Source organism: Parascardovia denticolens DSM 10105 = JCM 12538 (assembly GCF_001042675.1).
Taxonomy (GTDB): Bacteria; Actinomycetota; Actinomycetes; order Actinomycetales; family Bifidobacteriaceae; genus Scardovia; species Scardovia denticolens.
The window spans coordinates 1,031,950-1,056,742 of the sequence record NZ_AP012333.1 but is presented as its reverse complement, the minus strand read 5'-3'; the positions used below and the strand labels follow the sequence as shown (position 1 = coordinate 1,056,742).

At 59.6% G+C, this 24,793-nt stretch carries 22 protein-coding genes and 1 tRNA gene; 19 read left to right on the top strand and 4 right to left on the bottom strand.

From position 1 onward, the window contains the following. Nucleotides 1-10 precede the first annotated feature (10 nt). The 8 genes from PSDT_RS04435 (at nt 11) to PSDT_RS04400 (ending at nt 9,243) form a co-directional block, all read left to right on the top strand. Nucleotides 11-1,705, top strand: a complete 1,695-nt coding sequence (locus PSDT_RS04435; protein WP_006289139.1) for a CTP synthase — start codon at nt 11-13, stop codon at nt 1,703-1,705. A gap of 243 nt (nt 1,706-1,948) precedes the next feature. Further along, entirely contained in the window at nt 1,949-3,403 is a 1,455-nt protein-coding gene (gene sufB / locus PSDT_RS04430; RefSeq protein ID WP_190273301.1) for a Fe-S cluster assembly protein SufB, read from the top strand. A gap of 12 nt (nt 3,404-3,415) precedes the next feature. Then, a complete protein-coding gene (gene sufD / locus PSDT_RS04425; protein ID WP_006289141.1) occupies nt 3,416-4,648 on the top strand; it encodes a Fe-S cluster assembly protein SufD in 1,233 nt (410 codons plus the stop codon). Nucleotides 4,649-4,747: 99 nt separating this feature from the next. Then, the gene (gene sufC, locus PSDT_RS04420; protein ID WP_006289142.1) at nt 4,748-5,527 is read left to right on the top strand and encodes a Fe-S cluster assembly ATPase SufC; all 780 of its coding nucleotides are present in this window, start codon (nt 4,748-4,750) and stop codon (nt 5,525-5,527) included. Between the two features lie 144 nt (nt 5,528-5,671). Further along, nucleotides 5,672-6,955 carry a SufS family cysteine desulfurase gene (locus PSDT_RS04415; protein ID WP_006289143.1) on the top strand — a complete coding sequence of 428 codons (1,284 nt, stop codon included), beginning with the start codon at nt 5,672-5,674 and terminating at the stop codon, nt 6,953-6,955. A 176-nt stretch (nt 6,956-7,131) separates the two neighbouring features. Beyond that, nucleotides 7,132-7,782 (top strand): Fe-S cluster assembly sulfur transfer protein SufU, encoded by a 651-nt coding sequence (gene sufU, locus PSDT_RS04410; RefSeq protein ID WP_006289144.1) that lies wholly within the window; start codon nt 7,132-7,134, stop codon nt 7,780-7,782. A gap of 124 nt (nt 7,783-7,906) precedes the next feature. Beyond that, nucleotides 7,907-8,398 (top strand): metal-sulfur cluster assembly factor, encoded by a 492-nt coding sequence (locus PSDT_RS04405; RefSeq protein ID WP_006289145.1) that lies wholly within the window; start codon nt 7,907-7,909, stop codon nt 8,396-8,398. A gap of 107 nt (nt 8,399-8,505) precedes the next feature. After that, nucleotides 8,506-9,243, top strand: coding sequence for an HAD hydrolase-like protein (locus tag PSDT_RS04400; protein WP_006290395.1), 738 nt, complete (start codon nt 8,506-8,508; stop codon nt 9,241-9,243). A 473-nt stretch (nt 9,244-9,716) separates the two neighbouring features. Here the strand turns inward: PSDT_RS04400 and glgC are convergent, their stop codons facing one another. Beyond that, nucleotides 9,717-10,964 carry a glucose-1-phosphate adenylyltransferase gene (gene glgC / locus PSDT_RS04395; RefSeq protein ID WP_006289147.1) on the bottom strand — a complete coding sequence of 416 codons (1,248 nt, stop codon included), beginning with the start codon at nt 10,962-10,964 and terminating at the stop codon, nt 9,717-9,719. Between the two features lie 241 nt (nt 10,965-11,205). On the opposite strand from glgC, the gene PSDT_RS04390 reads away from it, so the two are divergent. From PSDT_RS04390 to PSDT_RS04345, 10 genes are all read left to right on the top strand, one after another. Further along, nucleotides 11,206-12,561 carry a uracil-xanthine permease family protein gene (locus PSDT_RS04390; RefSeq protein WP_036696309.1) on the top strand — a complete coding sequence of 452 codons (1,356 nt, stop codon included), beginning with the start codon at nt 11,206-11,208 and terminating at the stop codon, nt 12,559-12,561. A gap of 74 nt (nt 12,562-12,635) precedes the next feature. After that, nucleotides 12,636-12,723, top strand: a tRNA-Leu gene (locus PSDT_RS04385). 133 nt (nt 12,724-12,856) lie between these two features. Next, a complete protein-coding gene (locus PSDT_RS04380; RefSeq protein ID WP_006289149.1) occupies nt 12,857-13,765 on the top strand; it encodes a TrmH family RNA methyltransferase in 909 nt (302 codons plus the stop codon). Continuing rightward, nucleotides 13,762-14,634 carry a 16S rRNA (uracil(1498)-N(3))-methyltransferase gene (locus tag PSDT_RS04375; RefSeq protein WP_006289150.1) on the top strand — a complete coding sequence of 291 codons (873 nt, stop codon included), beginning with the start codon at nt 13,762-13,764 and terminating at the stop codon, nt 14,632-14,634. The genes PSDT_RS04380 and PSDT_RS04375 overlap by 4 nt, the downstream gene beginning before the upstream one ends. A gap of 63 nt (nt 14,635-14,697) precedes the next feature. Then, complete coding sequence (locus tag PSDT_RS04370) at nt 14,698-15,045, top strand: histidine triad nucleotide-binding protein (protein WP_006289151.1); 348 nt, start codon at nt 14,698-14,700, stop codon at nt 15,043-15,045. Nucleotides 15,046-15,054: 9 nt separating this feature from the next. Continuing rightward, a complete protein-coding gene (locus PSDT_RS04365) occupies nt 15,055-16,221 on the top strand; it encodes a PhoH family protein (RefSeq protein ID WP_006289152.1) in 1,167 nt (388 codons plus the stop codon). After that, nucleotides 16,211-16,729, top strand: a complete 519-nt coding sequence (gene ybeY, locus PSDT_RS04360; protein ID WP_006289153.1) for an rRNA maturation RNase YbeY — start codon at nt 16,211-16,213, stop codon at nt 16,727-16,729. The genes PSDT_RS04365 and ybeY overlap by 11 nt, the downstream gene beginning before the upstream one ends. A 6-nt stretch (nt 16,730-16,735) precedes the next feature. Continuing rightward, the gene (locus PSDT_RS04355; RefSeq protein ID WP_006289154.1) at nt 16,736-18,127 is read left to right on the top strand and encodes a hemolysin family protein; all 1,392 of its coding nucleotides are present in this window, start codon (nt 16,736-16,738) and stop codon (nt 18,125-18,127) included. After that, on the top strand, nt 18,120-19,178 hold the full coding sequence (era, locus tag PSDT_RS04350) for a GTPase Era (RefSeq protein ID WP_006289155.1): 1,059 nt from the start codon (nt 18,120-18,122) through the stop codon (nt 19,176-19,178). The genes PSDT_RS04355 and era overlap by 8 nt, the downstream gene beginning before the upstream one ends. Nucleotides 19,179-19,276: 98 nt before the next feature. After that, complete coding sequence (locus PSDT_RS04345) at nt 19,277-20,332, top strand: Gfo/Idh/MocA family protein (protein WP_006289156.1); 1,056 nt, start codon at nt 19,277-19,279, stop codon at nt 20,330-20,332. 55 nt (nt 20,333-20,387) lie between these two features. Here the strand turns inward: PSDT_RS04345 and PSDT_RS04340 are convergent, their stop codons facing one another. Beyond that, nucleotides 20,388-22,439 (bottom strand): AMP-dependent synthetase/ligase, encoded by a 2,052-nt coding sequence (locus PSDT_RS04340; protein ID WP_006289157.1) that lies wholly within the window; start codon nt 22,437-22,439, stop codon nt 20,388-20,390. 247 nt (nt 22,440-22,686) lie between these two features. Here PSDT_RS04340 and PSDT_RS04335 point away from each other — a divergent pair, with 247 nt between their 5' ends. After that, complete coding sequence (locus tag PSDT_RS04335; protein WP_006289158.1) at nt 22,687-23,307, top strand: 50S ribosomal protein L25/general stress protein Ctc; 621 nt, start codon at nt 22,687-22,689, stop codon at nt 23,305-23,307. Nucleotides 23,308-23,489: 182 nt separating this feature from the next. Here PSDT_RS04335 and PSDT_RS04330 read toward each other — a convergent pair whose 3' ends face one another. Beyond that, nucleotides 23,490-24,320 (bottom strand): trimeric intracellular cation channel family protein, encoded by an 831-nt coding sequence (locus PSDT_RS04330; RefSeq protein WP_006289159.1) that lies wholly within the window; start codon nt 24,318-24,320, stop codon nt 23,490-23,492. Nucleotides 24,321-24,416: 96 nt separating this feature from the next. Continuing rightward, nucleotides 24,417-24,680 carry a 30S ribosomal protein S20 gene (gene rpsT / locus PSDT_RS04325; protein ID WP_006289160.1) on the bottom strand — a complete coding sequence of 88 codons (264 nt, stop codon included), beginning with the start codon at nt 24,678-24,680 and terminating at the stop codon, nt 24,417-24,419. Nucleotides 24,681-24,793: the final 113 nt, after the last annotated feature.

The following is a 24,793-nucleotide window of genomic DNA, read 5'->3' as shown; positions in this document are numbered from 1 at the left end:
GTTAAATTCCATGGTCAATGAACATGGTGATTCTGAAAAACGGTCCTCTTCCCCCCATGCAACGAAGCATATTTTCGTCACTGGTGGCGTCGTCTCCTCCCTTGGCAAAGGCTTGACCGCCTCTTCCCTTGGTCGCCTTCTACGTAGCCGCGGTCTGCATGTCCTTCAACAGAAGCTGGATCCTTATATCAACGTGGATCCCGGCACCATGAACCCCTTCCAGCATGGGGAAGTCTATGTGACCGAAGACGGGGCCGAGACCGATTTGGACATCGGCCATTACGAGCGTTTCCTGGACGTCTTCCTCAGCCAGAGGGCCAATGTGACCACCGGCCAGATTTATCAGAACGTTTTGCGCAAGGAACGCGCCGGAGAATACCTGGGCCAGTGCGTCCAGGTGATCCCCCACATCACCAACGAGATCAAGAGCCGTATGCGGGCCCAGGCCGATGACGATGTGGACGTGATCATCACCGAAATCGGTGGTACCGTCGGCGACATCGAGTCCCAGCCCTTCCTGGAGGCCGCCCGCGAGGTCCGTCGCGAGCTGGGCCCGGACAACTGCATGTTCGTTCACGTCTCCTTGGTTCCTTACATCGCTTCCGCTCATGAACTCAAGACCAAGCCCACCCAGCATTCGGTCATGATGCTGCGCCAGGTCGGCATCCGGCCTGATGCTTTGGTCCTGCGGTCGGACCGCAAGCTGGGGGACAACATCAAAGACAAGATCTCCCTCATGTGCGACGTGGAGCCGGAGGCCGTGGTCAACTGCGTGGACGTGCCCAGCATCTATGACATCCCTCGCATGCTCAACGACGAAGGTCTGGATGAGTACGTGGTCAAGTTCCTAGGTCTGAACAAGGCCCACGAAGTGGCTTGGGGGGACTGGGCCGACCTGACCGAGCGCGTGCATCATCCCAAGGCCGAGGTGACCATCGCCATCGTCGGCAAGTACATCGACCTGCCCGACGCCTACCTGTCTGTGACCGAGGCCATCAAAGCCGGCGGCTTCGGCAACTGGGCGAAGGCCGACGTCCGTTGGATCGCCGCCGACACCTGTGAGACCACCGAGGGGGCCGAGCGCTACTTGAGCGACGTGGACGGCATTGTCATCCCAGGCGGCTTCGGGATCCGTGGCATTGAAGGCAAGCTGGGCGCCTTGCGTTGGGCCCGTGAGAACAAGGTCCCCGCTTTGGGCCTCTGCCTGGGCCTGCAGTCCATGGTCATCGAGTACGCGCGCGACGTGATGGGGATCACGGACGCCAATTCCTCCGAGTTCGACCCCGATTGCGCCCACCCCGTCATCGCCACCATGGAAGAGCAGCGTCAATTCGTGGAAGACGGCGGAGACATGGGCCATACCATGCGCCTAGGCGCTTACCCGGCCGTCCTCAAGGAAGGGTCCCTGGCCGCCAAGCTCTATGGTTCCACCAATATCTCCGAACGCCATCGCCATCGTTATGAAGTGAACGTAGCCTACAAGCAGCAGCTGGAAGAGGCCGGCCTGGTCATTTCCGGCACCTCGCCCGACGGCGAACTGACCGAATTCGTGGAGCTGCCTCAGAGCGCGCATCCCTTCTACATCGGGACCCAGGCTCATCCTGAATTCAAGTCCCGCCCGACCAAGCCCCATCCTCTCTTCAATGGTCTGGTCAAGGCCGCTTTGGACTATAAGAAGGCCCGGGCAGGCAAATCCAGCAAGTAGGATTCGGATTCAACCGGAATCCCATTCCATTAGTATTCAATCGGGAGCACAGGCACTGAGCCAGTTTTCTGGCCGGTGCCTTTTCCCTTGTCCATGGACTTTCTTCTTCTAGTCTTTGTGAGAAATCTGACACAATGGCTCTTCCCTTTGAAAGCCCTCTGGTTTAGGATGGGAGGGTACAAAACTATGGGAGGTTTCGTGGAACGAACCGAGAAGCTCCAGCCCGACTCATCCGACGTGGAGATGAGCCGCTATGTGGCCGACCGCGAAAGGGTCAACGAGGAAAAACTTAAACAGGACGACGACATCATCGCCCAATTCGGCGAATACAACTACGGATGGCATGATTCCGACGTCGCCGGCGAAGCGGCCAAGAAAGGCATCGACGAACAGGTCGTCAGGGACATCTCCGCGGACAAGGGGGAGCCCCAGTGGATGTTGGACTACCGCCTGCGGGGTTATCAGGCCTTCCTGGAGAAGCCCATGCCCACTTGGGGGGTGGACCTGAGCGGCTTTCATGCGGATGACTTCAAGTATTACGTCAAGCCGATCGATAAGCAGGCCAAGTCATGGGATGAGCTTCCCACCGATATCCGCAACACTTACGACCGTCTGGGGATCCCGGGAGCCGAGAAGAAGCGTCTGGTCTCCGGTGTGGCCGCCCAGTACGAATCCGAGGTCATTTACAACTCGATCCGGGAAGACCTGAAGAAGCAAGGGGTCATCTTCGTCGATACCGACACGGCCGTCCGCGATTATCCCGACCTCGTCAAGAAGTATTTCGCCACGGTCATCCCTCCGGACGATAACAAGTTCGCTGCCTTGAATACGGCGGCCTGGTCCGGCGGCTCCTTCGTCTACGTGCCCAAAGGGGTCCATGTGGACATCCCCCTGCAGGCTTATTTCCGCATCAATACGCCGGCCATGGGCCAGTTCGAGCGGACCCTGATCATCGCTGATGAAGGCTCCTATGTGCATTACGTGGAAGGATGCACGGCCCCTATCTGGTCGGAGGATTCCCTGCATGCGGCCAACGTGGAGATCATCGTGGAGAAAAACGCCCGCGTGCGTTACACCACCGTGCAAAACTGGTCCAACAACGTCTACAACCTGGTGACCCAGCGGGCTTACGTGCGCGAAGGGGGCACCATGGAATGGGTGGACGGGAACATCGGTTCCAAGGCCACCATGAAGTATCCGGCCTGCATCCTGGCCGAGCCTTACGCCAAGGCCGAGACCCTCTCCTTGGGCTTCGCCGGCCGCGGGCAGTACCAGGACACGGGCGCCAAGATGATCCATCTGGCCCCCCATACGTCCTCCACCATCGTGGCCAAGTCCATCTCCCGCGGAGGCGGACGCTCGGCCTATCGAGGCCTGGTCAAGATCGTGGACGGGGCCAAAGGCTCTTCCTCCAGCGTGGTCTGCGACGCCCTCCTGGTGGATGACTATTCCCGCTCCGATACCTACCCTCATGTGGACGTGCGCGAGGACGACGTCTCCATGGCCCACGAAGCCACTGTTTCCAAGGTCTCCGAAGATCAGCTCTTCTATCTGATGAGCCGGGGCATCGAAGAGAAGGAAGCCATGGGCATGATCGTCCGCGGCTTCGTGGAGCCCATATCCCGGGAGCTGCCTATGGAGTACGCCCTGGAGCTCAATCGTTTGGTCGAATTGCAGATGGAAGGATCCGTTGGTTAAAAAATGACTGAAATGAATAAGATGAAAGAAATCTCCCTGCCTGTGGCCAATCCGAAAGACCCCTACGCCTTCCCGGCCACCATGCCTTCCAGCGCCGACCGGGAGCCCCGCTCCTTCAATCCGGATGATTTCCCCCTGCCTACCCGCAAACAGGAGGATTGGCGCTATACGCCTTTGGAGCGGATGGGTGAGTTCTTCCAAGTTTTCCAACCTTCGGGAAGCACTCATGTCTCTTTGACCACGGTGGACGGGTCCCCCTTGCCGGCTGGAGTCGCCAGCATCCGCGAAACGACCACGGCTGACCCCGAAGCGGGGATCGTCTCCCAGCCCAATGACCGCGTGTCCAGCGTGGAATGGGCCAGCTCGGCCAACCGCGTTTTCGTGGTCGACCTGCAAGGCCAATGGTCGACCCCCATCCTGGTGAAAGTGGAAGGGACCAGCCTGGACCTGGACGCCCTTCATCTGATCATCAAGGCCGCGGACAAGGCTGCCGGGGACATCATCATCTCCCACACCGGCGACGCCCGCTTGGCCGAAGGGGTGGAGATCGTCACCGGGGCCGATTCCCATACCTGCCTGGCCTCCATTCAGGAATGGAATCCCGGCTCCAAACATGTGGGCAACCACCGGATCCATCTGGGGGCCCATGCCACCTTGCGGCATTGCATGGTGACCTTGGGCGGCGACCTGGTCCGCATCCGGATGGATCAGGATTTCGCCGGCGAAGAAGGCGACCTCAATATGCTGGGCATCTACTTCGTGGAGCCTGGTCAGCACATCGAGCACCGGACCATGGTGGTGCATAATCAGCCCCGCTGTAAGTCCCGGGTCATTTATAAGGGGGCTTTGGAGGGCAATAAGGCCCACTCCACCTGGGTGGGCAACGCCTTGATTCAGCCGCAGGCACCGGGGACCGATTCCTACGAGCTCAACCGCAACCTGGTCCTCATTCCCGGCGCTATAGCTGATTCCGAGCCCAACCTGGAGATCGAGAACGGAGACATCGTAGGGGCAGGCCATGCCTCTTCCGTCGGTCGTTTCGACGATGAGGAGCTTTTCTACCTGCAGTCTCGTGGAATATCGGAAGCCCAGGCCCGCAAACTGGTCGTTTCCGGCTTCTTCGTCGACCTGATCGAGGAAATCGGCATTCCTTCCATCTCCCAGCACCTGATTGACGCGGTCAATCGACGTTTGGAAAAGAGCGTCGCCCTGACTGAGAAGACCGGCAAGGACGGAAATCAATAAGCAGCGCTTCGCCCGGCAGAGATCGGCACGAATCAACGAAACGAATCAACGAACTAACGAAATAAATCACGACAAAGAAGCGAAACAAAGCGAGGAAACATGTCCACTCTCGAAATCAAAGATCTGTACGCGTCCGTGGAGACCAAGGAAGGGCGCAAACAGATCCTCAAAGGTGTCAATCTGACCCTGGACTCCAATGAGACCCACGCCATCATGGGTCCCAACGGTTCCGGCAAATCCACCCTAGCCTACACCCTGGCCGGGCATCCAACCTATTTCGTGGACAGCGGCCAGGCCCTGCTGGACGGTCAGGACCTGCTGACCATGACCCCGGACGAGCGGGCCAAAGCCGGCCTTTTCCTGGCCATGCAGTACCCGGTGGAGGTGCCTGGTGTCTCCATGACCAACTTCCTGAGGACGGCCAAGACCGAGATCGACGGCCAGGCTCCCAACATCCGCCAGTGGACCAAGGACCTGTCCGCGGCCATGAAGAACCTGCGCATGGATCCCAAGTTCGCCCAGAGGTCCGTCAACGAAGGCTTCTCCGGTGGCGAGAAGAAGCGGGCCGAAGTCCTGCAGCTGGAACTGCTCAAGCCTAAGTTCGCCGTCATGGATGAGACCGATTCCGGCCTGGACGTGGACGCTTTGCGCATCGTCTCGGAAGGGGTCAACCGGGCCAAGGCCAATACCGGTCTGGGCATTATGCTCATCACCCATTACACCCGCATCCTCAAGTACATCAAGCCTGATATCGTCCACGTCTTCGCACAAGGTCGCGTGGTGGAAACCGGCGGTCCCGAGCTGGCCGATAAGCTGGAAGAAGAGGGCTATGACGCTTATCTGCCTGAAGGAGCCGATTCCGAGTCCGCCCTGGCCTAGGGCGTGCGAATTCCATCCCAAGGAATATGGGCTTGAGCTTAGCTTCAGAGATACGAACTTCATCCTAAGGAATACGGGCTTGGATCCAAGGTATGTCAAGGTATGCGAGCTTTGGCCTCAAGCATAGAAAAAGGTGCTGGTTTCATGACTGATTTTGCCGCCATACGCGAGCAGTTCCCCATTCTGAACCAAGAGATTCATGGGAATCCGCTGGTCTATTTGGATTCCGCCGCAACAGCGCAAAAGCCGCGGAAGGTGATTGAGGCTGAGGCCGATTTCTACCAGACTATCAACGCCGGCGTGCACCGGGGGGCCCATGAGCTTGCCGCCCGCAGCACGGAGGCTTTCGAAGCCGCCCGCGCCCAGGTGGCTTCCTTGGTCGGTGCCGACTGTGAGCCTGGCGCCGAGGAGCTGGTGGTGACTGCAGGGGCCACGGCCAGCCTTAATCTGCTGGCCACCGCTTTCGGCAACGCCTCGGCCGGGTGTGGGGGAGAGCGGGCCCGCCATTTCGCCCTGAAAACAGGCGATGAGATAGTCGTCACCCGCGCTGAACATCATTCGGTTTTGCTGCCTTTCCAGGAGCTGGCCTTCCGGACGGGAGCCGCCTTGCGCTGGTTGGACCTGACCGAAGACGGGCGGGTCCGTACCGATCAGCAGGAGCTGGAATCGGTCATCACCCCACGGACCAAGGTCGTGGCCTTCACCCATGTGTCGAATGTGACCGGGGCGGTCACCGATGTAGCGGCCATCGTGAAGAGGGCCCATCAGGTGGGCGCTCTGGCCATTTTGGACGCCTGCCAGTCGGTGCCGCATATGGCCGTGGATTTCCACGCCCTGGATGTCGACTTCGCCGCCTTTTCCGCCCATAAGATGTATGGGCCGACCGGGGTCGGCTTCCTCTATGGCAAGCGTCACCTCTTGGAGGCCTTGCCGCCGGCCTTTTTCGGCGGATCCATGGTAGAGCTGGCTTGGATGAACAAACCGGCCCAGTATATGGAGCCCCCCGCCCGCTTCGAAGCCGGGACCCAGCCGGTGGCCCAGGTGGTGGCGGCCGGGGTCGCGGCCCAATGGATGCAGAAGATTGGCCTGCCCGCTTTCGGAGAGCACGAGGCCCGGCTTCTGCCCGAACTGCTCAAGCTGAATCAGATCGAAGGGGTGCGTGTTCTCGGGCCGGTCGACAGGGAAAACCGCATCGCCACCGTCGCCTTTGACGTGGAAGGCGTGCATCCTCATGACGTCGGCCAGTATATCGACTCTCGCGGAATCGCTATCCGGGTGGGCCATCATTGCGCCCAACCCGTCCACCGGCATTTTGGCCTTTACGCCTCCAACCGCGCTTCGGTGGGCGTCTACAACACCAAAGACGACATCGACCGCCTTCTGGACGCCGTCTCTTCGGTCCGCTCCTTCTTCGGGGTCCGACGATGAGCCGAGATTCGAGGTTATGGCTGGATTCGAAATCGGGCTTGAACTCCGGTTTGGTGCTGAGTCGGGATTTCGGTCTGCGCCTGGATTCCAGTCTGGTGCTGAGTCGGCCGCTAGCTGAGAAGCTGGTGCTCTAAGCAGGCCTTTGGCTAAACTGTGCATAGACAGAAAGGACATTCGTGGCTGATTACGATTTGAGCGACGCTGACCTGGAACAGATGTATCAGGAAGTGATCTTGGAGGCGTCCAAGCATCCTCATGGCAAGGCTTCCTTCGCCCCTGACATCACATCTGCTGACGCGGAAGAGGGGGAGGCCTCCGCCGATCAAGCCTCCGCCAAAAAGACCATCGGTGATCAGGCAGGCAGGGACAGCCAGTCGGTTCTCACCGGATCTTCTACCCAGTCGGTCCATCATGACTATTGCCTGACCGGGCAGTCCCATCAATTCAACCCCGCCTGCGGCGACGAAGTGACCATCCGCCTTGAGCTGACCGATGGGTCGGATGGCCAGCCTATCCGCATCCGGAAGCTGGAATGGGACGGCCAAGGCTGTTCCATCTCGCAAGCCAGCCTGTCCATCATGTATGATCTTCTGCAGGGAAAGACTATGGACCAGGCCCTGCAATTGGATAAGACCTTCCATCAGCTTATGAATTCCCGCGGCAAAGGCCTGGATGATGAGGCGGAGGCTGATTCCCTGGAGGACGCCATCGTTTTTCAAGGGGCTTCGCAGTATCCGATGCGCATCAAGTGCGCGCTTTTAGGCTGGGAAGGCTTCAAGGATTCAGCCGCGGCAGCCTTGGCCCAGCAGGGGAAGACAGCAGGATAGCCGAAAATAGGTCAACGATTTGACGGTTATCAGGCGCTGAGATAGAACACAGATAAACAGGTCAAGAACAGGCAGAACCGTAAAGGGCAGAACCGGTAAAAAGATAGAACAGACAGGAATTTTCATGGCAGATAGCACGACCAACCCTTCGAGTGATTCCCACGAGAGTGATTCTCCTCGCGATCATTCCTCCCGAGGCGATTCCTCCGACCAGAGGCGGAAGCGGCAGACCGATTACAAGGGGATCACCATCACCTCCTTGGATGACATCGGCCGCGCCACGGCGGAAGACATCCGGGAGGCCCTTCACCAGGTCATGGACCCTGAGCTGGGCATTGACGTCATCGATCTTGGCCTCGTATACGGGATCGAGATCGACCACCTGGGGCGTTGCATCATCACCATGACCTTGACCACCCCCGCCTGTCCCTTGACCGACCTGATTGAAGACGAATGCGCTTCCGCCTTGGCAGGGCTGGTGGACGAGTTCCGGGTCGATTGGACCTGGACCCCGCCGTGGACCATCGATATGATCACCCCGGAGGGGGCCGAGCAGCTGGCCGCCCTGGGCTTCAACATCAACAATCTTCCCCGGGCCTACGCCGTCCATGGCTGAGCGGCCCATAAGACCAAGCTCAGGCTTCTCAAGACCAAGTCCCATAAGATCAAGTCTTAAAACTCAAGCCCAGCAAGTTCAAGCTCGAAAATCAGGAAGGCGGCATCGTGACTTTTACCCTGACCCATCCCGACCAGGTCGTTCTCCTCGACCTGGATGGCACCCTGACCAAGTCGGAAGAAGGGATCCTGGCCGCCGCCCGGTACGCTTACAAGTGCGCAGGCAAGTCGATCCCCGATCCTGAGACCCTCCAGACCTTCGTCGGCCCCGCCCTGGTCGAGTCTTTCTCGAAATACGGGTTCAGCCAGGATGAGTTGCCGCAGGCCGTGGCCGATTACCGCCGTGCCTACATGGGGCAACCTATGTTCGACGACCCTCTTCACCCAGGTGAGAAGATCCCCTCCATGTACCTGAACCAGGTCTATGCGGGGATCGTCCCTTCCCTCCGCCAGCTCCGTTCCCAGGGCTATCCGCTGGTCATCGCGACGGCCAAGCCTGAGCCGCAGGCCCTTGACATCTGCCGGTATTTCGGGCTCATGGATGAAGTGGACGCCCTCTTCGGGGCTTCCATGGACATGTCCCGCCTTCATAAGGCCGATGTCATCCGCTACGCCTTCTCTTCCTTGGGCTTTGACGCAGGTCTGGGGGATAGGGCGCTGATCATCGGTGACCGGTGGACCGACATCGACGGTGGCCATGAGGTGGGAATCAAGGCCATTGGCGTCCGTTGGGGGTACGCTCCGGCAGGCGAATTGGAAGCGCATGGGGCCGACCTTATCATTGACCGGGTTTCCCAGATTCCCGCGGCTGTTGGCCAGGTTTTCAGCGGTTTTTCCGCCGACTAGCATTTCCTGCTGATTGGGCCTTTCCTCCTAGAAATTTCCTTCCCGTGCCTATTCCTCTTGGGGCCTTTTCTGCCTGCCCTTTCCTTTTCTTTGCCTTATGTCTTCCTCCTTTTGATTGAGTTACGAGTTTTTGTGGCCTTGTGGCCGTGATTTGCGTTTTCTCTGTCCTTGGCTGTGGACTAAGTCGATGTTCGTTTTTTGACCCCGCTTTTTAGGCCGATCTTTTTTTGAACTTCGACTTAGTCCACAGGGGGGGAGTGAGAGAGGGGGATTTAAGACGGAAAAGACGAATTAAAGGGCGAGAAGGATGGAAAAGGGTCCGATTAAGGGAGAAAAGGTCTGATTTAGGACGGATTACGGCATGATTAATTATGATGACCTCATTGATGACAAAAAAGGAGCCTCCTTCGGCGAATTGTCGAAGGAGGCTCCTTAAGAAGATTCCTTAACAGGGATTGAATCCACGACGTGGATCAGGGCTCGACCACCATGCCCTTAGGCACCACGGTGATGCCTTCCGGAGTAACCGTCAGACCGTGGGCCAGATCCTTTTCGCGGTCGAGGCCGACGGTGGCGTTCTCGGCGATGACCACGTCCTTGTCCAGGACGGCGCGGTATACGCGGGCGTTGCGGTGAATGGCGCAATTATCCATGATGACCGAATCCACCACCTGGGACCAGGAATGGACGCGCACGTTGGGGGCGATGACCGAATGGTTCACTTCGGCCCCGGAGACGATGACCCCGGGGCAGACCATGGATTCGGTGGCGTGACCCAGACGGTCGGCGTCGGCATGGACGAACTTGGCCGGCGGCAGGGAACCGACGTTGCTGTAGATCGGCCACTCGGTGTTGTACAGGTCGAACTCGGGCACATGGGCGATCAGGTCCATGTGGGCGTCGTAGAACTGCTTGAGGGTTCCCACGTCGCGCCAATAATCGCGGTCATGCTCGTTAGTGCCGGGAACGTCGTTGTCGTGGAAGTCATAGACGCCGGCCTCGCGACGGGAGGCGAAATAGGGGGCGATGTTGGTACCCATGTCGTGCTTGGAGTTCTCGTCTTCGGCGTCCTTCTTCAGCACTTCGAAAAGGGCGTCGGTATTGGCGACGTAGTTGCCCATGGAAGCCAGCATCATGTCAGGGGCGTCGGGCAGGCCCTGGGCGGTGGCCGGCTTCTCTTCGAAGTTGGTGATGAGCCTGTGGTCGTTGGGGTCGGTGTTGATAACTCCGAACTGGTTGGATTGGGAGACGGGCTGGCGGATGCCGGCCACGGTGAATTCGGCCCCGGTCTCGATATGGGATTGGACCATCTGGCGGTAATCCATGCGGTAGACGTGGTCGGCCCCGAGAATCACCACGATGTCGGGCCGGACGTCTTCGATGATGTTCACCGTCTGCGCGATGGCGTCGGCGCTGCCCAAGTACCAGCGCTTGCCCAGGCGCTGCTGGGCGGGGACGGTGGAAACGTAATTATTGAGCAGGGAAGAGAAATGCCACATGCGGGAGATATGGCGATCCAAGGAATGGGACTTGTATTGGGTGAGCACGATCACCTGGCGGTATTCGGAATTCACCAGATTGCTCAGCGGGAAATCGATCAGGCGGTACATGCCGCCGAAGGGGACGGCCGGTTTGGCGCGATCCCGGGTCAAAGGCATTAGGCGGGTTCCCTCGCCGCCGGCCAGGACGATGGAAAGAATCTTTGGGTTCCTCTTAGACATATAGAAATTCCTCCTTGAGCCTTAAGCATCCTCGCTGGACAGGCTCCTTTTTCATTCTCGCACATTTTGCCGTCCGCCATGTCGAGGAGGATGAAAAATCTCATTTTGTGAACAAAGAATTCCTCCTTCCCCCTTCTTTGGGACGCGGTGACGGTACAGTGAGAAAGAATTTTCGCTATTCACGACATCATGCATGCTTATGAGACCTGGCCCAGGCTGGAGCATGCGGAAGGAGAATCAGATGGCAATGAATCTTGCCTGGAAACTGCATGGAGACGGCAAACATATCGAACCAGGGGAAGTGATCGAACCCAACGAGCGCTTGACCTGGCCTCGGACGACGGGGATTGGCGCCCAGCATGTGATCGCCATGTTCGGCTCCACCTTCCTGGTCCCGATCCTGACAGGATTCGACCCCTCGACCACGCTTTTCTTCACGGCTATGTCGACGGCTCTTTTCCTCCTCATCAACAACAATGCGCTACCTAGCTATCTGGGTAGCTCTTTTGCTTTTATAGCCCCCATCGGAGCCGTCACGGCGGCCAATAAAGGCATGGCCGGCTTGCAGATGGCCTCCTTCGGCATCCTCTGCACCGGTCTGACCCTGGCCCTGGTCGGCGTGATCGTCCATTTCGCCGGCGCCAAATGGATCGACATCGTCATGCCCCCTGTGGTCAACGGGTCCATCGTGGCCATCATCGGCTTCAACCTGGCCCCTTCGGCTTGGAAGAACTTCAAATCCGACCCCATCACCGCCGTGGTCACCCTCCTGGCCGTCATGCTCATCTCCGTCCTCTTTAAGGGGCTTATCGGTCGTCTGAACATCCTTCTGGGCGTGGTCGTCGGCTACATCGTGGCCTGCGCTCGGGGTAAGGTGGACTTCTCGGCCATCGGCAAGGCCGCCTGGATCGGCCTGCCGCATTTCCACGCCCCTGTGGCCAATTTCAACGTCCTGACCATGTTCCTGCCTGTGGTCCTGGTCCTGATCGCCGAGAACATCGGCCATGTCAAATCGGTCTCCCTCATGACCGGCAAGAATTACGACGACCGCATCGGCCGCTCCCTCTTCGCCGATGGTCTGGGCACCGTCTTCGCCGGACTGGGCGGAGGCTCCGGCACCACCACTTACGCCGAGAACATCGGCGTCATGGCGGCGACCAAGGTCTATTCCACGGCGGCTTACTGGTTCGCCGCCCTTTTCGCCCTCATTCTTTCCCTCTGCCCCAAGTTCGGCGCCATCATCAACACGATTCCCGCCGGCGTGCTGGGCGGCGTGACAACCTTGCTTTACGGCATGATCGGTATGCTGGGCGTTCGCATCTGGGTGGAGAACAAGGTCGATTTCGCCAAACCCGTCAACATGAGCGTGGCCGCTGTCACCATGATCATTGGCATCGCCGATTTCACCTTCGCCCTGAACAACACTTCCTTCAATGGCATCGCCATCGGCACCGTCGTGGCCCTGGTCGCGTATCATGGCCTCAAGGCTTTGGGTAAGGTGACCGGCGTCATCACCTCCGACTCCGATTACATCGAAGACGATTCCGGGCAAGGGCCGGCTCAGCCGGCTTCCGCCTCCGGGCAGGTCGCGGCTTAGCCGGGCGAGTGACACGCTTGTTCCCGCTCGGGCAGAGAACGTGGTACAGTATTCAACTGTTGCGATAAGCATCTGTCCGGGTGGCGGAATGGTAGACGCGCTAGCTTGAGGTGCTGGTGCCCATCTTGTACGGGCGTACGGGTTCGACTCCCGTTCCGGACACGGCAGAGACCCCCGCATTCCCGCGGGGGTCTCTTCGTATCCGCCGATTGCAAGCTTCAGCCGGGCGATGGCTGTCATCGACGCGGGTTCCCCGCGGATGCCCCTTGGCGGGATACAGGATAAAGTAGGGGACATGCAGATAATTCGGGTGGATTCCCTGGACGACGGGCGCTTGGCCCTGTACACCCAGCTGACGGAGATACAGCTGCGCAACCGTTTGGAGCCGGACAAGGGTATCTTCATAGCCGAAAGCCCTAAAGTCATCGACCGGGCTTTGGCCGCTGGGGTGGAACCGGTTTCCTTCCTGGTGGAGGAAGCGTGGCTGGATGGGATGAAGGCTGAATTCGACCAGGTGGATCGGGCCTGGGGGAGCACCGTCCCTGTTTTCGTGGCTTCCGCCGAGCTTCTTCACCGCTTGACCGGGTACCGTCTTCACCGTGGGGCTCTGTCCGCCATGCACCGCTGGGTCCTGCCCACTGTGGAGGAGGTCTGCAAGGAGGCCCGGCGGGTGGCGGTCTTGGAGAACATCGTCGATTACACCAACGTAGGGGCGATCATGCGGTCCGCCGCCGCTTTGGATGTGGATGCGGTCCTGGTCACGCCTTCCTGCGCCGATCCCCTGTATCGGCGCGCGGCCAGAGTCTCCATGGGCACCGTTTTCCAAGTCCCCTGGACCCGCATCGGAGGGGATGACAGCCACGCCTGGCCCCACCCGGGGATCGACCTGCTTCATCGGCTGGGTTTCACTACGGTCGCCATGGCCTTGATTGATGATTCCATCGGTCTGGACGACCTGGTCCGCAGGATATACGATCCGGATGCTGCTGCGGATGCGACCAGAGACCAGCGGGTGGACAAGGTGGCGCTCATCTTCGGCACCGAAGGGGATGGTTTGAGTCGGAAGACCCTGGCTTCCACGGATCTGACGGTGAAGATCCCTATGAGCCATCAGGTCGATTCCTTGAATGTAGCCGCTTCCAGCGCCGTCGCTTTTTACGCTACCATGCCAGGCCGCTTTCTTTCTCTGAAAGGACGAGCATGACCCTTCCTCTTTTCCTTCTGACTGGCGCCGGCTTCCCAGCCGATTCTCCCGTCGATCGCCAGGCCTCTTCCTCAGCTGAGGCCGGCTTTTCCCGTGACTCGTTGTCCGAAGGGATGACCTTCCTCCTTCCGGCCTCCGTGAGGCGGCATGCGGTCAAAGCCATGAGGCTGGGCCAGGGCGATGGCCTGCTCCTGTCCGACGGACGGGGGTTGAAGGTCCAAGCGCGGATCACTGACCCCCAAGCGGGAGCCGTCATGGTTGAAAAAATCGGTCTTGAACCGGCCCCCGCTGTCAAGTTGGGTCTGATCCAAGCCTTGGCCAAATCAGGCAGGGATGAGCAGGCCATCGAGATGGCCACCGAGATTGGGGTCGATCGCGTGATTCCCTGGCAGGCCCAGCGGTCCATCGTCCTGTGGAAGGGGAGCAAGGCCGGGAAAGGCCGGGAGAAGTGGCGGGACCAGCTGATCGCGGCCACCGAGCAGTCGCGCCGGTCCTGGCTTCCTCAATTGGATCCGGTCATGAATTCCAAACAACTGGCGGCCTGGATTTCCCAAGTCGTCGGATTCGGGGATACGGTCATCGTCCTCCATCAGGACGCGTCGGAAAGCTGGGGCTCGATTTCCGACCGGTTGGCCGAGAAATACAGGATGGCCATCGAAACAGCTGGGCAAGGGGAGACAAGGGGGGAGGAGGCTCCGACCATCTTCGTGATCGTCGGCCCGGAAGGGGGCATCAGCGATGAGGAAATCGGCCTTTTCAAAGAGGCGGGAGCGACCTTGGCTCTGATCGGGAGGAATATCCTGAGGGCGTCCAGCGCAGGCCCCGTGGCCTTGACTCTTCTGACCCGGATTATAGGGCGAATCCAGTAAGATGAAAGCGGAAAAAGGCGGAAACCGATTACAGATGATGAACGAATCATAAGGAGTCCTGTCATGGTCACTGGAAACGCGCACGATGATTGCCTTTTCTGCAAGATCATCGCCGGTCAGATTCCTTCTCGCAAGGTCTTCGAGAACGAGACCACTTACGCTTTCGAAGACATCAATCCCAAGGCGGCCGTACATGTCTTGGTCGTCCCCAAGAAACATTACAAAAACGTATACGAACTGTCCCAAAATGCCCCAGATGAATTAGTGGACCTGGTCGCCGTGGCCCAGAAGATTGCCGACGACACTTACGGCGGAGCCTACCGCCTGGTCTTCAACACGGGCGAAGAGGCGGGCCAAAGCGTCTTCCACGTGCACGCCCATGTATTGACGGGACAGAGATTCGAGGAGTAGCCTCCCTTTATGGCGTCAACGACAAGAACCATCATCATCCCAGCCCAAGTGAACCCGGTGGCCGTCTGCGGTTCCGAAGACTCCATCATCCGTTTGGTGGAGAAAGCCTATCCCGACCTCGACATCAGCGTGCGGGGGAACAGGATCTCCATCGTCTCCCTTTACGTCAGGACCGAGCCTTTGGCCCTGGAGGCGGAAGGCTTCATCCAGGAATTGATCGACGAGGCCTTCACCGCGCCCTTGGAAGCCGATGAAGTGGAAAGGCTCCTCCATCACCGCCTTTCCCGCAAACTGGATAGGAAAGAGCGCAAAATCACCACCTGGAACCCCCGTTTCGACCAGTTCGGCCTGACCGACAATCTGGAGACCCAGAAAAAGCGGTCGGACCTGAGGCCGACCTTCCATGGGCAGCCGCATGACGAACGGTCCTTGGGGCACAGCGTCTCCGGATCCTCCCAGACTTTGAGCGGCCGCATCCCCTCGGTCATCACCATGGCCCACGGGGTCCCGGTCAGGGCCAAGACCGCCGGGCAGATGGTCTACATCAACGCCATCGAATCCCATACCATCACTTTCGCCATAGGCCCGGCCGGAACAGGCAAGACCTACCTGGCCGTCGCCAAAGCCGTCAGGGCCTTCGAGGACGGGGCGGTCCGCCGGATCATCCTCACCCGTCCGGCCGTGGAAGCGGGCGAATCCTTGGGCTTCCTGCCCGGGACCCTGAACGAGAAGGTGGACCCCTACCTCCGTCCCCTCTACGACGCCCTGGCCGATATGCTGGGCAACGAGCGCATGCAGCGCTATCTGGCCGACAACACCATCGAAGTGGCCCCTCTGGCTTATATGCGGGGACGGACCCTCAACGACGCCTATGTGATCTTGGACGAAGCCCAGAACACCACCCAGCATCAGATGAAGATGTTCCTGACCCGACTGGGTTTCAACACCCGCATGATCATCACCGGCGACGCCACCCAGGTGGATTTCGCCGTCCGCAATTCCGGACTGAAGAACATCGAGAAGATCCTGGGGCATGTGGATGACGTCGCCTTCATCCATCTGGGCAGCCAGGACATCGTCCGCCACAGCCTGGTGGGCAAGATCGTCGACGCCTATCAGGAGTTCCAGGACGAAGAGCTGGCCCGGCAGGAAAAGGATGGACAGGATGAGCGTTGACATCACCAACGAGACCGAGTGGGGAATCAACCCCTTGGTCTTCTCCGACCTGGCCGTCTGGACCATGGACCAGATGCGGGTCAGCACCGAGTCCGACCTGTCCATCGCCTTCATCGACCCGGCCCCCATGGCCGAACTCCACCTGCGGTGGATGAACCTGGAAGGGCCAACGGACGTCATGTCCTTCCCCATGGACGAATTACGCCCGGGGACCGAGACCGACCGGGACGAAGGCATGCTGGGGGATATCATCCTCTGCCCGGAAGTGGCCGCCGACCAAGCCGCCGCCGCCGGACATTCGACCATCGAGGAGATGATGCTTCTGACCATCCACGGGGTCTTGCATCTTCTGGGCTATGATCACGCCACCCCGGAGGACGAAAAGCGGATGTTCGGCATCCAGAGACAGCTTCTTCTCACCTTCCTTTCCTTGCGGCCAGGGGCTTTGGACGATGTGGTCCCGCCGCAGGGGTGGACCAGGCGGGATCCGGATGGAGGGAAGCGGTAAAACATCATGAGCTCTCGAACATTGGCCCCTTTGATCATTCTGGCCGTCATCGCCGTCTTCGTCGTCTGGTTCGCCATCGTCATGGCCATTTGCGAAACGGCCGTCACCCGCATCTCGCGCTCCACCCTCAACAACATGGTGGTCCAGGTGCAGACCAATGACGAATCCGATTTCGTCAGCAACCGCAAGCTGACCCGGATTCACCGGGTGCAGGGTTTCGTCGCCCACAGGCACGCCACCGCCGCCTCCTGCTCTTTCATGAGGATTGTGGCCAACATCTTCGAAGGGGTCCTGGTGGCGACCATGGCCCAGTTGGCCGGGGCCCCCGTGTCCGCGCAGATTCCCATCGGCCTGGTCGTCGCCCTGGTCGTAGCCATCATCTCCAATCTGGTCAGGCCCCGCACGTCCAGCGTGGACGCCGTCCATGTGATGATGCAGCATTCGCGTCTGGTGGCGGCCTGTCTAACCCTGACCCCCTTCACCCTGCATTCCAGGAAGAACGATTCCCCCCGTTCGGCCGACCAGGACCTGTCGGACGACGAAGAGGTGGAGAAGGCCCACCTGGAGCAGGGGAAGGCGGCGATCGAACGCCTGGTGGAGAATCGGATTTTCGATAAGGAGATCTCCGAGATGCTGCGGAACGTCCTGACCCTCTCCGACACCCTCACCAGGGAGATCATGGTCCCGCGGACTGATATGTTCTGCATCGGCAAAGACACCAGCCTAGGAGACCTGCTCAAGACCTGCTCAAGGTCGGGCTTCTCCCGCGTGCCGATTGTGGGCGAGTCCATCGACGACCTGATCGGCGTGGCTTATCTGAAAGACGCCGTGAAAGCGGTGGCCTTCAACCCCGACGCCAACGGCCGGAGTGTGGAATCCATAGCCCGGGAGCCCCTGTTGGTCCCCGAATCCAAGCCGGTGGACGACCTGTTCCATGACATGCAGACCCATCGTCAGCATGTGGCCATGGTGGTCGACGAATACGGGGGCATAGCCGGCCTGGTCACCATCGAGGACGCTCTGGAACAGATCGTGGGCGAGATGGAGGATGAGCACGACAAGGTGCAAAGGCAGGACCCGGTCAAAATGGCGGATGGATCTTGGAAGGTCCCGGCCCGCACCTCTCTGGCCGACATCGAAGAGCTTTTCGAGATGGACATCGACGAAGACGACGTGGACACCGTTTACGGCCTGCTGACCAAGGCTTTGGGCAGCGTTCCCATCGTCGGTTCCACGGCCTCCATCCACGGGCTCCAGCTGACCGCGGTGGACCAGGCCGGCCGGCGTAAGAAGGTCTCCACCATCGTGGTCCAAAGGGATGATATGCAGTATTCCACGCGGGGAGCGGATGATGAGGACGACGCGAAGGATAAGGAAAGCGGGGAAGACCATGACTGAGGAAAATAAGACAAGCGATCAGGCTGGGCAGGCTGATTTGTCTCAACAGACTAAACAGACCGAGCAGACCGGCCGGGCCGGTCAGGCTCGCCCGACGGCTGGAGAGGAGGCCTTCCGCTCAGGCTTCATCGCCGTGGTCGGCCGGCCCAATGTGGGCAAGTCGACCTTGATCAACGCCATTGTCGGCAAACAGGTGGCCATCACCTCCTCTAAACCGGAGACCACCCGGAAGGCCATCCGGGCCATCGTCACCACGGACGACTGCCAACTGGTCTTGGTCGACACCCCTGGTTTTCATAAGCCCCGCACCTTGCTGGGGCAGAAGCTGAACGACATCGTGGATGAATCCTTGGCCGATGTGGACGCCGTGGCCTTCCTCCTGCCAGCCGACCAGGAGATCGGGCCGGGGGACAAACGCATTCTCCAAAGACTTCAGCAGAACTTCTCCTACAAGAACGAGCAAGGGGAGTGGGTCTGGAGAAAGCCCGTCGTCGGCGTCCTGACCAAGATAGACAACCTGAAGAAAGCCGAATTGGTCAACAAGATCATCGAGCTGGACCAGTTCGGGCACTTCTCCCAGATCGTCCTCGTCTCCGCCCTGATGAAGGACAACGTGGATGAAGTCGTGTCCGTCTTCGCCTCCCTGGTCCCCGAAGGGCCCCAGCTTTATCCGACCGCGCAGATCTCCGAAGAGCCTCCCAAAGAGACCATAGCCGAATTGATCCGAGGCAGTTTCCTGGAAGAGCTGGATGACGAGCTTCCTCACTCCCTGGCCGTGGTCGTGGACTCGGTCGAGTATCCGGAAGACGAGGACGAAGAGGAGAGGGAGGACGAGAAGGTGGTCGTGCATGTGTCCATCTACGTGGAACGCGATTCCCAGAAGCCGATCATCTTGGGCAAGCACGCCTGCCATCTGGTCAACGTCAAGAAGAAGCTGCGCACCCCGGTCAACCGCATCATCGGCCGCAAGTCGGTCCTGGACCTCCATGTGAAGGTGGCCAAGAACTGGCAGTCTGACCCCAAGAAGATCCAGCGCCTGGGCTTCATCTGAGGAGGGATTCGCCGATTTCCAGACCGAAGGTGTATAATTGTGTACTTAACGTTTGAATAATTGCGGAATCTGCGATTTGATCCGATGAAGGAGGATTCATGAGCAAGAGTAATGACGTTAAGGATGCCAAGATAAATGTGGCTATTCTAGGCCTGGGATCCATCGCCACGAAGATGGCGGAGACCCTGGCCGGCATGGAGAAGGACCCTCGTTATGCGGACGCCGTGCATTTCTATGCAGTGGCTTCGCGGAACGACGAGGAGAAGGCACGGAAATTCGCCTCTGATTACGGGGCGGAAAAATATTATGGCACCTACGAAGACATGCTGAACGATGAGGAAGTGGACCTGGTCTACATCGCCACCCCCCATTCTTTCCATGCCGAACAGGCCAAGGCCTGCCTGGAACAGGGGAAGAACGTCCTGGTGGAGAAATCCTTCGCGGCGACGGAGGAAGAGGCCAAAGAGGTTCTGGACCTGTCCAAGGAGAAGGGCCTGCTGTGCACCGAAGCCCTCTGGACCCGGTACGAGCCCAGCCGCATGATGATTTACGAAATGGCCCATCGCCCCGGCGAGCTGGGGATCGGTCCGGTCGAATCCATCCGGGCGGACCTGTCTTACCCGGATAGCGGCAAACCTCGGGTCACCGATCCGGCCTTGGCCGGCGGGGCCTTGTTGGACGTGGGCGTTTACGTGATCAATTTCATGCGTATGATCTTCCCCGATGTGAGCCCGCATGACATCCTGACCACCGCCCGTCTGACGGAGACCAAGGTGGATGAATCCAACATCATCGCCATCTGGCTGGATAACGGGGTCAAGGCCGTCCTGACTTCGGGCAGGAACTCCGCCTCCGACAGGCAGGGGATCATCCAAGGGCAAAATGGTTACATCATCGTGGACAACGTCAACAACCCCATGCGAATCGACCGTTACAACAAGGACCACGAGCTGATGGAGACCGTCAAAGCGCCTGACCAGATCACCGGCTTCGAGTACGAAGTCATGGCCAGCGTGGAAGCCATCCGTTCCGGGCAGATCGAATGCCAGCAGATGCCTCATGAAGAGACCCGTTTCATCATGCAGCTCATGGACGCCCTCCGCCATAACTGGGGGGTCTGGTACCCCTTCGAAGACAAGGGTAAAGAGGACTGATTCGAGGCTTGCCCGGCGCCAGACCAGTCAGAGGGGGCGCCGGGCGGGCAATCGCCTACTTGCTCCGCTTACGGGGGGTGTACATCTGGGTATCCAGCAGACGCTGGTAATGCTTGATGACCCGGGGGCGGATCACCTTCATGGAGGCTGTCAGCAAGCCGTTCTCCTGGCTGAAATCTTCAGGTAGGATGATGAACTTGCGGACGGATTCCGCCCGGGAGACGCCTTCGTTGGCCAGATCCACGTATTTCTGGACTTCGCCGCGCACGGCGGCGTTTTCGGCGGCTTCGGTCAGGGGCATGTTCTTATCCAGGCCCTGGGCTTCCAGCCAGCTGCGCAGGCCTTCCTCATCCAGGGTGACCAAGGCGGAGATGAAGGGGCGCTTATCGCCTAAGACGACGGCCTGGGAGACGAGGCCGCAGCGGCGGATGGCCTCTTCGATCGGGGTGGGGGAGACGTTCTTGCCGCCGGCGGTGATGATTAGGTCCTTCTTACGACCGGTGATGTAAAGGAAGCCGTCGTTGGTGAAGGTCCCCAAGTCGCCGGAAGCGACCCAGCCGTCTTCGGTGAAGGTCTCCTTGGTGGCCTCGTCGTTCTTGTGGTACTGGCGGAAGATGCCGGCCCCCTTCATCTGGATCTCGCCTTCTTCGCTGATGCGCAGGGAGAAGCCGGGGAAGACGATGCCCACGGAGCCGGGGCGGAAAGGGGTGCCCAAAGGATTGAAGGTGCACGGGGCGGAGGTCTCGGTCATGCCATAACCCTCATAGACGGGGATGCCGGCGCCGCGGAAGAAGCTGAGCAGCTGGGGGTCCAGGGGGGCGCCTCCGCAAACCAGCCATTTGGGCCTCCCGCCCAGGGCTTCCTTCAAAGCCGAGTAGACCAAAGGCCCATAAGCTGTGTGCAAGGCCCTTTCGGCCAAAGGAGCGGAACCGGTTTCCGCGACCGCGTTCATGTAGGATCGGGCGGTCTTGGCGGCGGAGGCGAAGATGCGTCCTTTGACCCCGTGGCCGGCCCGCTGGGAAGCGGCGTTGTAGACCTTCTCGAAAACGCGGGGGACCCCGATCATGATGGTCGGCTTGGCCTCTTGCAGGTCGGAGATAAGCGTGGAGATACCGGTGGCGATGTAGACCTGGATGGAGGAGTAAACCACGCCGTAGTTGATGGCCCGGGCGAAATTGTGGGCCTGGGGGAGGAACATGAGGATGGACCCGGTGGGGTCGGCCAAAAGGTTCGGGATGTAGGCGTTGATGTTGAGGGCGAAGGCGACCAGGTTGCGGTGGGTGAGTTCCACCCCCTTGGGGGCCGAGGTGGATCCGGAGGTGTAGACGATGGTGGCTAGGTCGTCAAGGGTGACCGCGTCGACCCTTTCGTCCAGCTCCTCATCGGAGATGGCGCGGCCATAGGCCTGGATCTCCTGCAAGGCCCCGTTTTCCAAGCAATAGATCTTTTCCAGCGATGGGCAGTCCTCGATGGCCCCTTCGGCCCGTTCCAGCATGTCCCGGGACTGGACCACCAGGGTCTTGGCGTCGGAATTCTTGACGATCGTGCGGATTTGGGCGGCAGAGTCGGTCTCGTAGATCGTAGATAGGACCCCGCCGATGGCCAGGACGGCCCCGTCGATGACGTCCCACTCATAGCTGGTCCGGCACATGAAAGCCACGCAGTCGCCCTTCTTGAGTCCCTGGTGGATGAAGCCTTTGGCGGTGGAGCGGATGTCGGCCAAGGCTTGGTTGGCGCTTTTGGTGATCCACCGCCCGCTGTCCTTGATATGGAAAAGAGGACCATCCCCGGTGCGTCGGGCCCGGTCCTCGTAGAGGGAGTAGATGGTCATGCCGTGGGGGATGTCCTCCACGCCCTCCGTGGTGGAAGTGAGCAGGCCGGTGGTCTCGTCGATGTAAGTATGGGTGGGGTAGTTGTCCGACCAGTATGCGGTGTAGGGGAGGGCGATGGCTGTGGTCGCCTCCTCCTCCGTGGCGAAATCATCGGTGGGATTGGCGTAATCGGGGCCGTCGGCCTGTCCGGATCCATCCTGTCCGGCATCCTTGCCGGCGGGACGAGCGGAAACGATCCCTTGCACTTTCTCCTTGACGTCATCTAGAAAACCCATGCCGACTCCTTGTCTGAAACCTTGAAAAATGGTGAAACACTTCAAGTTTAATTCCTCTGCTAGAAATCCACCGGGTGCCTCAGTCCGGTGCGGCCGCCTTTTATCCAGGCCGCTGGTTATAGTGTTCCTGTGCTTTGGCGAGGGGATGAAACCCGTTATCGACTCAGCTTCCAGTGCGTAAGGCATTCATGGCCATATGCTCTTTGGGTCGGCGATTCCAAGGCTGACGATAGTAAAGGAGTATATTATGGCAGATATCACGCTCGAAGGCGAAATCCGCGATGAATTCGGCAAAGGGGCTGCCCGCCGCATGCGCGTGGCCGGCCTGATTCCGGCCAGCATCTACGAGGGGGGCAAGGAGCCCGTCTTCATCAAGCTTCCCCAGAAAGAAGCCACTTTGGCCATGCGTCATCAGAACGCCCTGATCGAGATCAAGTACGGCAAGGAAAGCAAGCTGGCCGTGGCCCGCGAGGTCCAGCACAACCCGGTCAAGCGAACCATCGAGCACATCGACTTCTATGAAGTGCACGCCGGCGAAAAGGTGGAAGTGGAAGTCCCCGTCTTCGTGGAAGGCACCCCCAAGGGGGCGGCCGTGGCCTTCGTCGACGTCCAGAACCTCAAGGTCCGCGCCGACGTGAGCAATCTGCCCGAGTCCATCACCATCAACGTGGACGGCATGGTCGATGGCGAGCACGTCTTCGCCAAGGATGTGGAGCTTCCCCAAGGCTCCGAGCTGGCCATCGAAGACCCTGAGGAATCCGTGGTCTCCGTGACCGTTCCTGAGGAAGAGGCCGAGGCTCCCGCCGCCGCTACGACCGAAGCCGCCGAAGTCCCCGCCACCGCTGAGAAGGCCGACAAGGCCGAGTGAATGGCCGCCTGATGGCCTGCCTGCGGAGGCAGACATCTGTGTGGGTCTTTCGTAGGACAGGTCAACGCTCAAGACCAGGCATTCGAAAAATCCCACCCATCATCGGGTGGGATTTTTTCGTGGGCCGCCCCGGCTTCGTTCCGATGGCCGCCTATCCATGCTGGCAGGTCTGCATTGCTCGTTTATGGGCGTTGCTGCTGGTTATGCTGTTGCTGCTTGTGAGGGTCTTTGCCCCGTCTGCGCCTTTTGGCCGACCGGCTGGATTGGGGACGGCTGTACCAATGGGAGCTGTAATCGATCATCTTCTTGGTGGTCGTGGTCATGAAGCGCTTGGTCATTTCGATCTGGTTCCTCTTGCGGGGCATGGCCCCGGGAACGGTGAGGTTGAACTTGACCGAGAGGATGCGGACCAGGACCACGGCGATGACGATGCAGATGTCGAAGACGATCTCCCAGCCGAGACTGATCCAATGCCTCATGCTGGCCTTCATGCAGAAGATGGTGAGGACGCAGCCGATGATGGTGGGGACGGCGTAGAAGTGTTTGTCCCGGATGACCAGGGGGACGTCATTGAGGAGGAGATCGCGGACGGTGCCTCCCCCGAAGGCGGTCAGCATGCCTAGGAAGAGGGCGGTGCCCCCGTTGAAGCCGAAGGTGAGGCCTTTGGCCGTTCCGTCCACGGCGAACAAGGCGGTGGCCAAGGCGTCGGTGAAGATGAGGGACCAGTTCATGCTGTCGATCTCCAGATGGGCGAAGATGACGATGAGGCCGCCGGCGAAAGCGGTGAGGATGAAGCCGTAATCGGAGATGCCGACCGGGGGGATGTCCCCCATGGCGATGTCCCGGATGAACCCGCCGCCTAGGGCCGTGGCCCAGGAGCAGACCAGGATGGAGAAGACGTCCAGTTTCCTGTGGACGCCTACCAGCCCTCCGTTGATGCCGGCGAAAAGGATGCCTAGGTATTCGATGACGATGAGGACGGAATTGCTCTCCAAGGCGATGGGATGATTCATGAGTGGTCCAAGAGTGAAAAAAGGATGAAAAAAGGGGACCGGCTGGTCCCCATGAGCGTTTGAGCGCGGGCGTTCCGAACCGAACGGCTCCCTGCTTTACTCCATGCTGTTGATGGCCAGAGCCAGAGCGGACTTGCGGTTGGCGGCGTTGTTGCGGTGGATGACACCGCGGCCGGCGGCCTTGTCGAGCTTCTGGGAAGCGACGGCGTAGGCTTCTTGAGCGGCCTTCTTATCCCCAGACTCGATGGCTTCGCGAGTCGTGCGAATGGCAGTCTTGAGCTGGCTCTTGAAAGCCACGTTGCGCTGGTGCGCTTTCTCATTGGTGAGAACGCGCTTCTTCTGCGACTTAATGTTTGCCAATGTTATCTCCAAACGATATGTTCTGTACGGTAGACAAGGACACATAGTAGCATGAGACGACAACAAAATACCGGGCTCGCCCCTTGCCAGCGTCCTTGTTACAATAATTTACG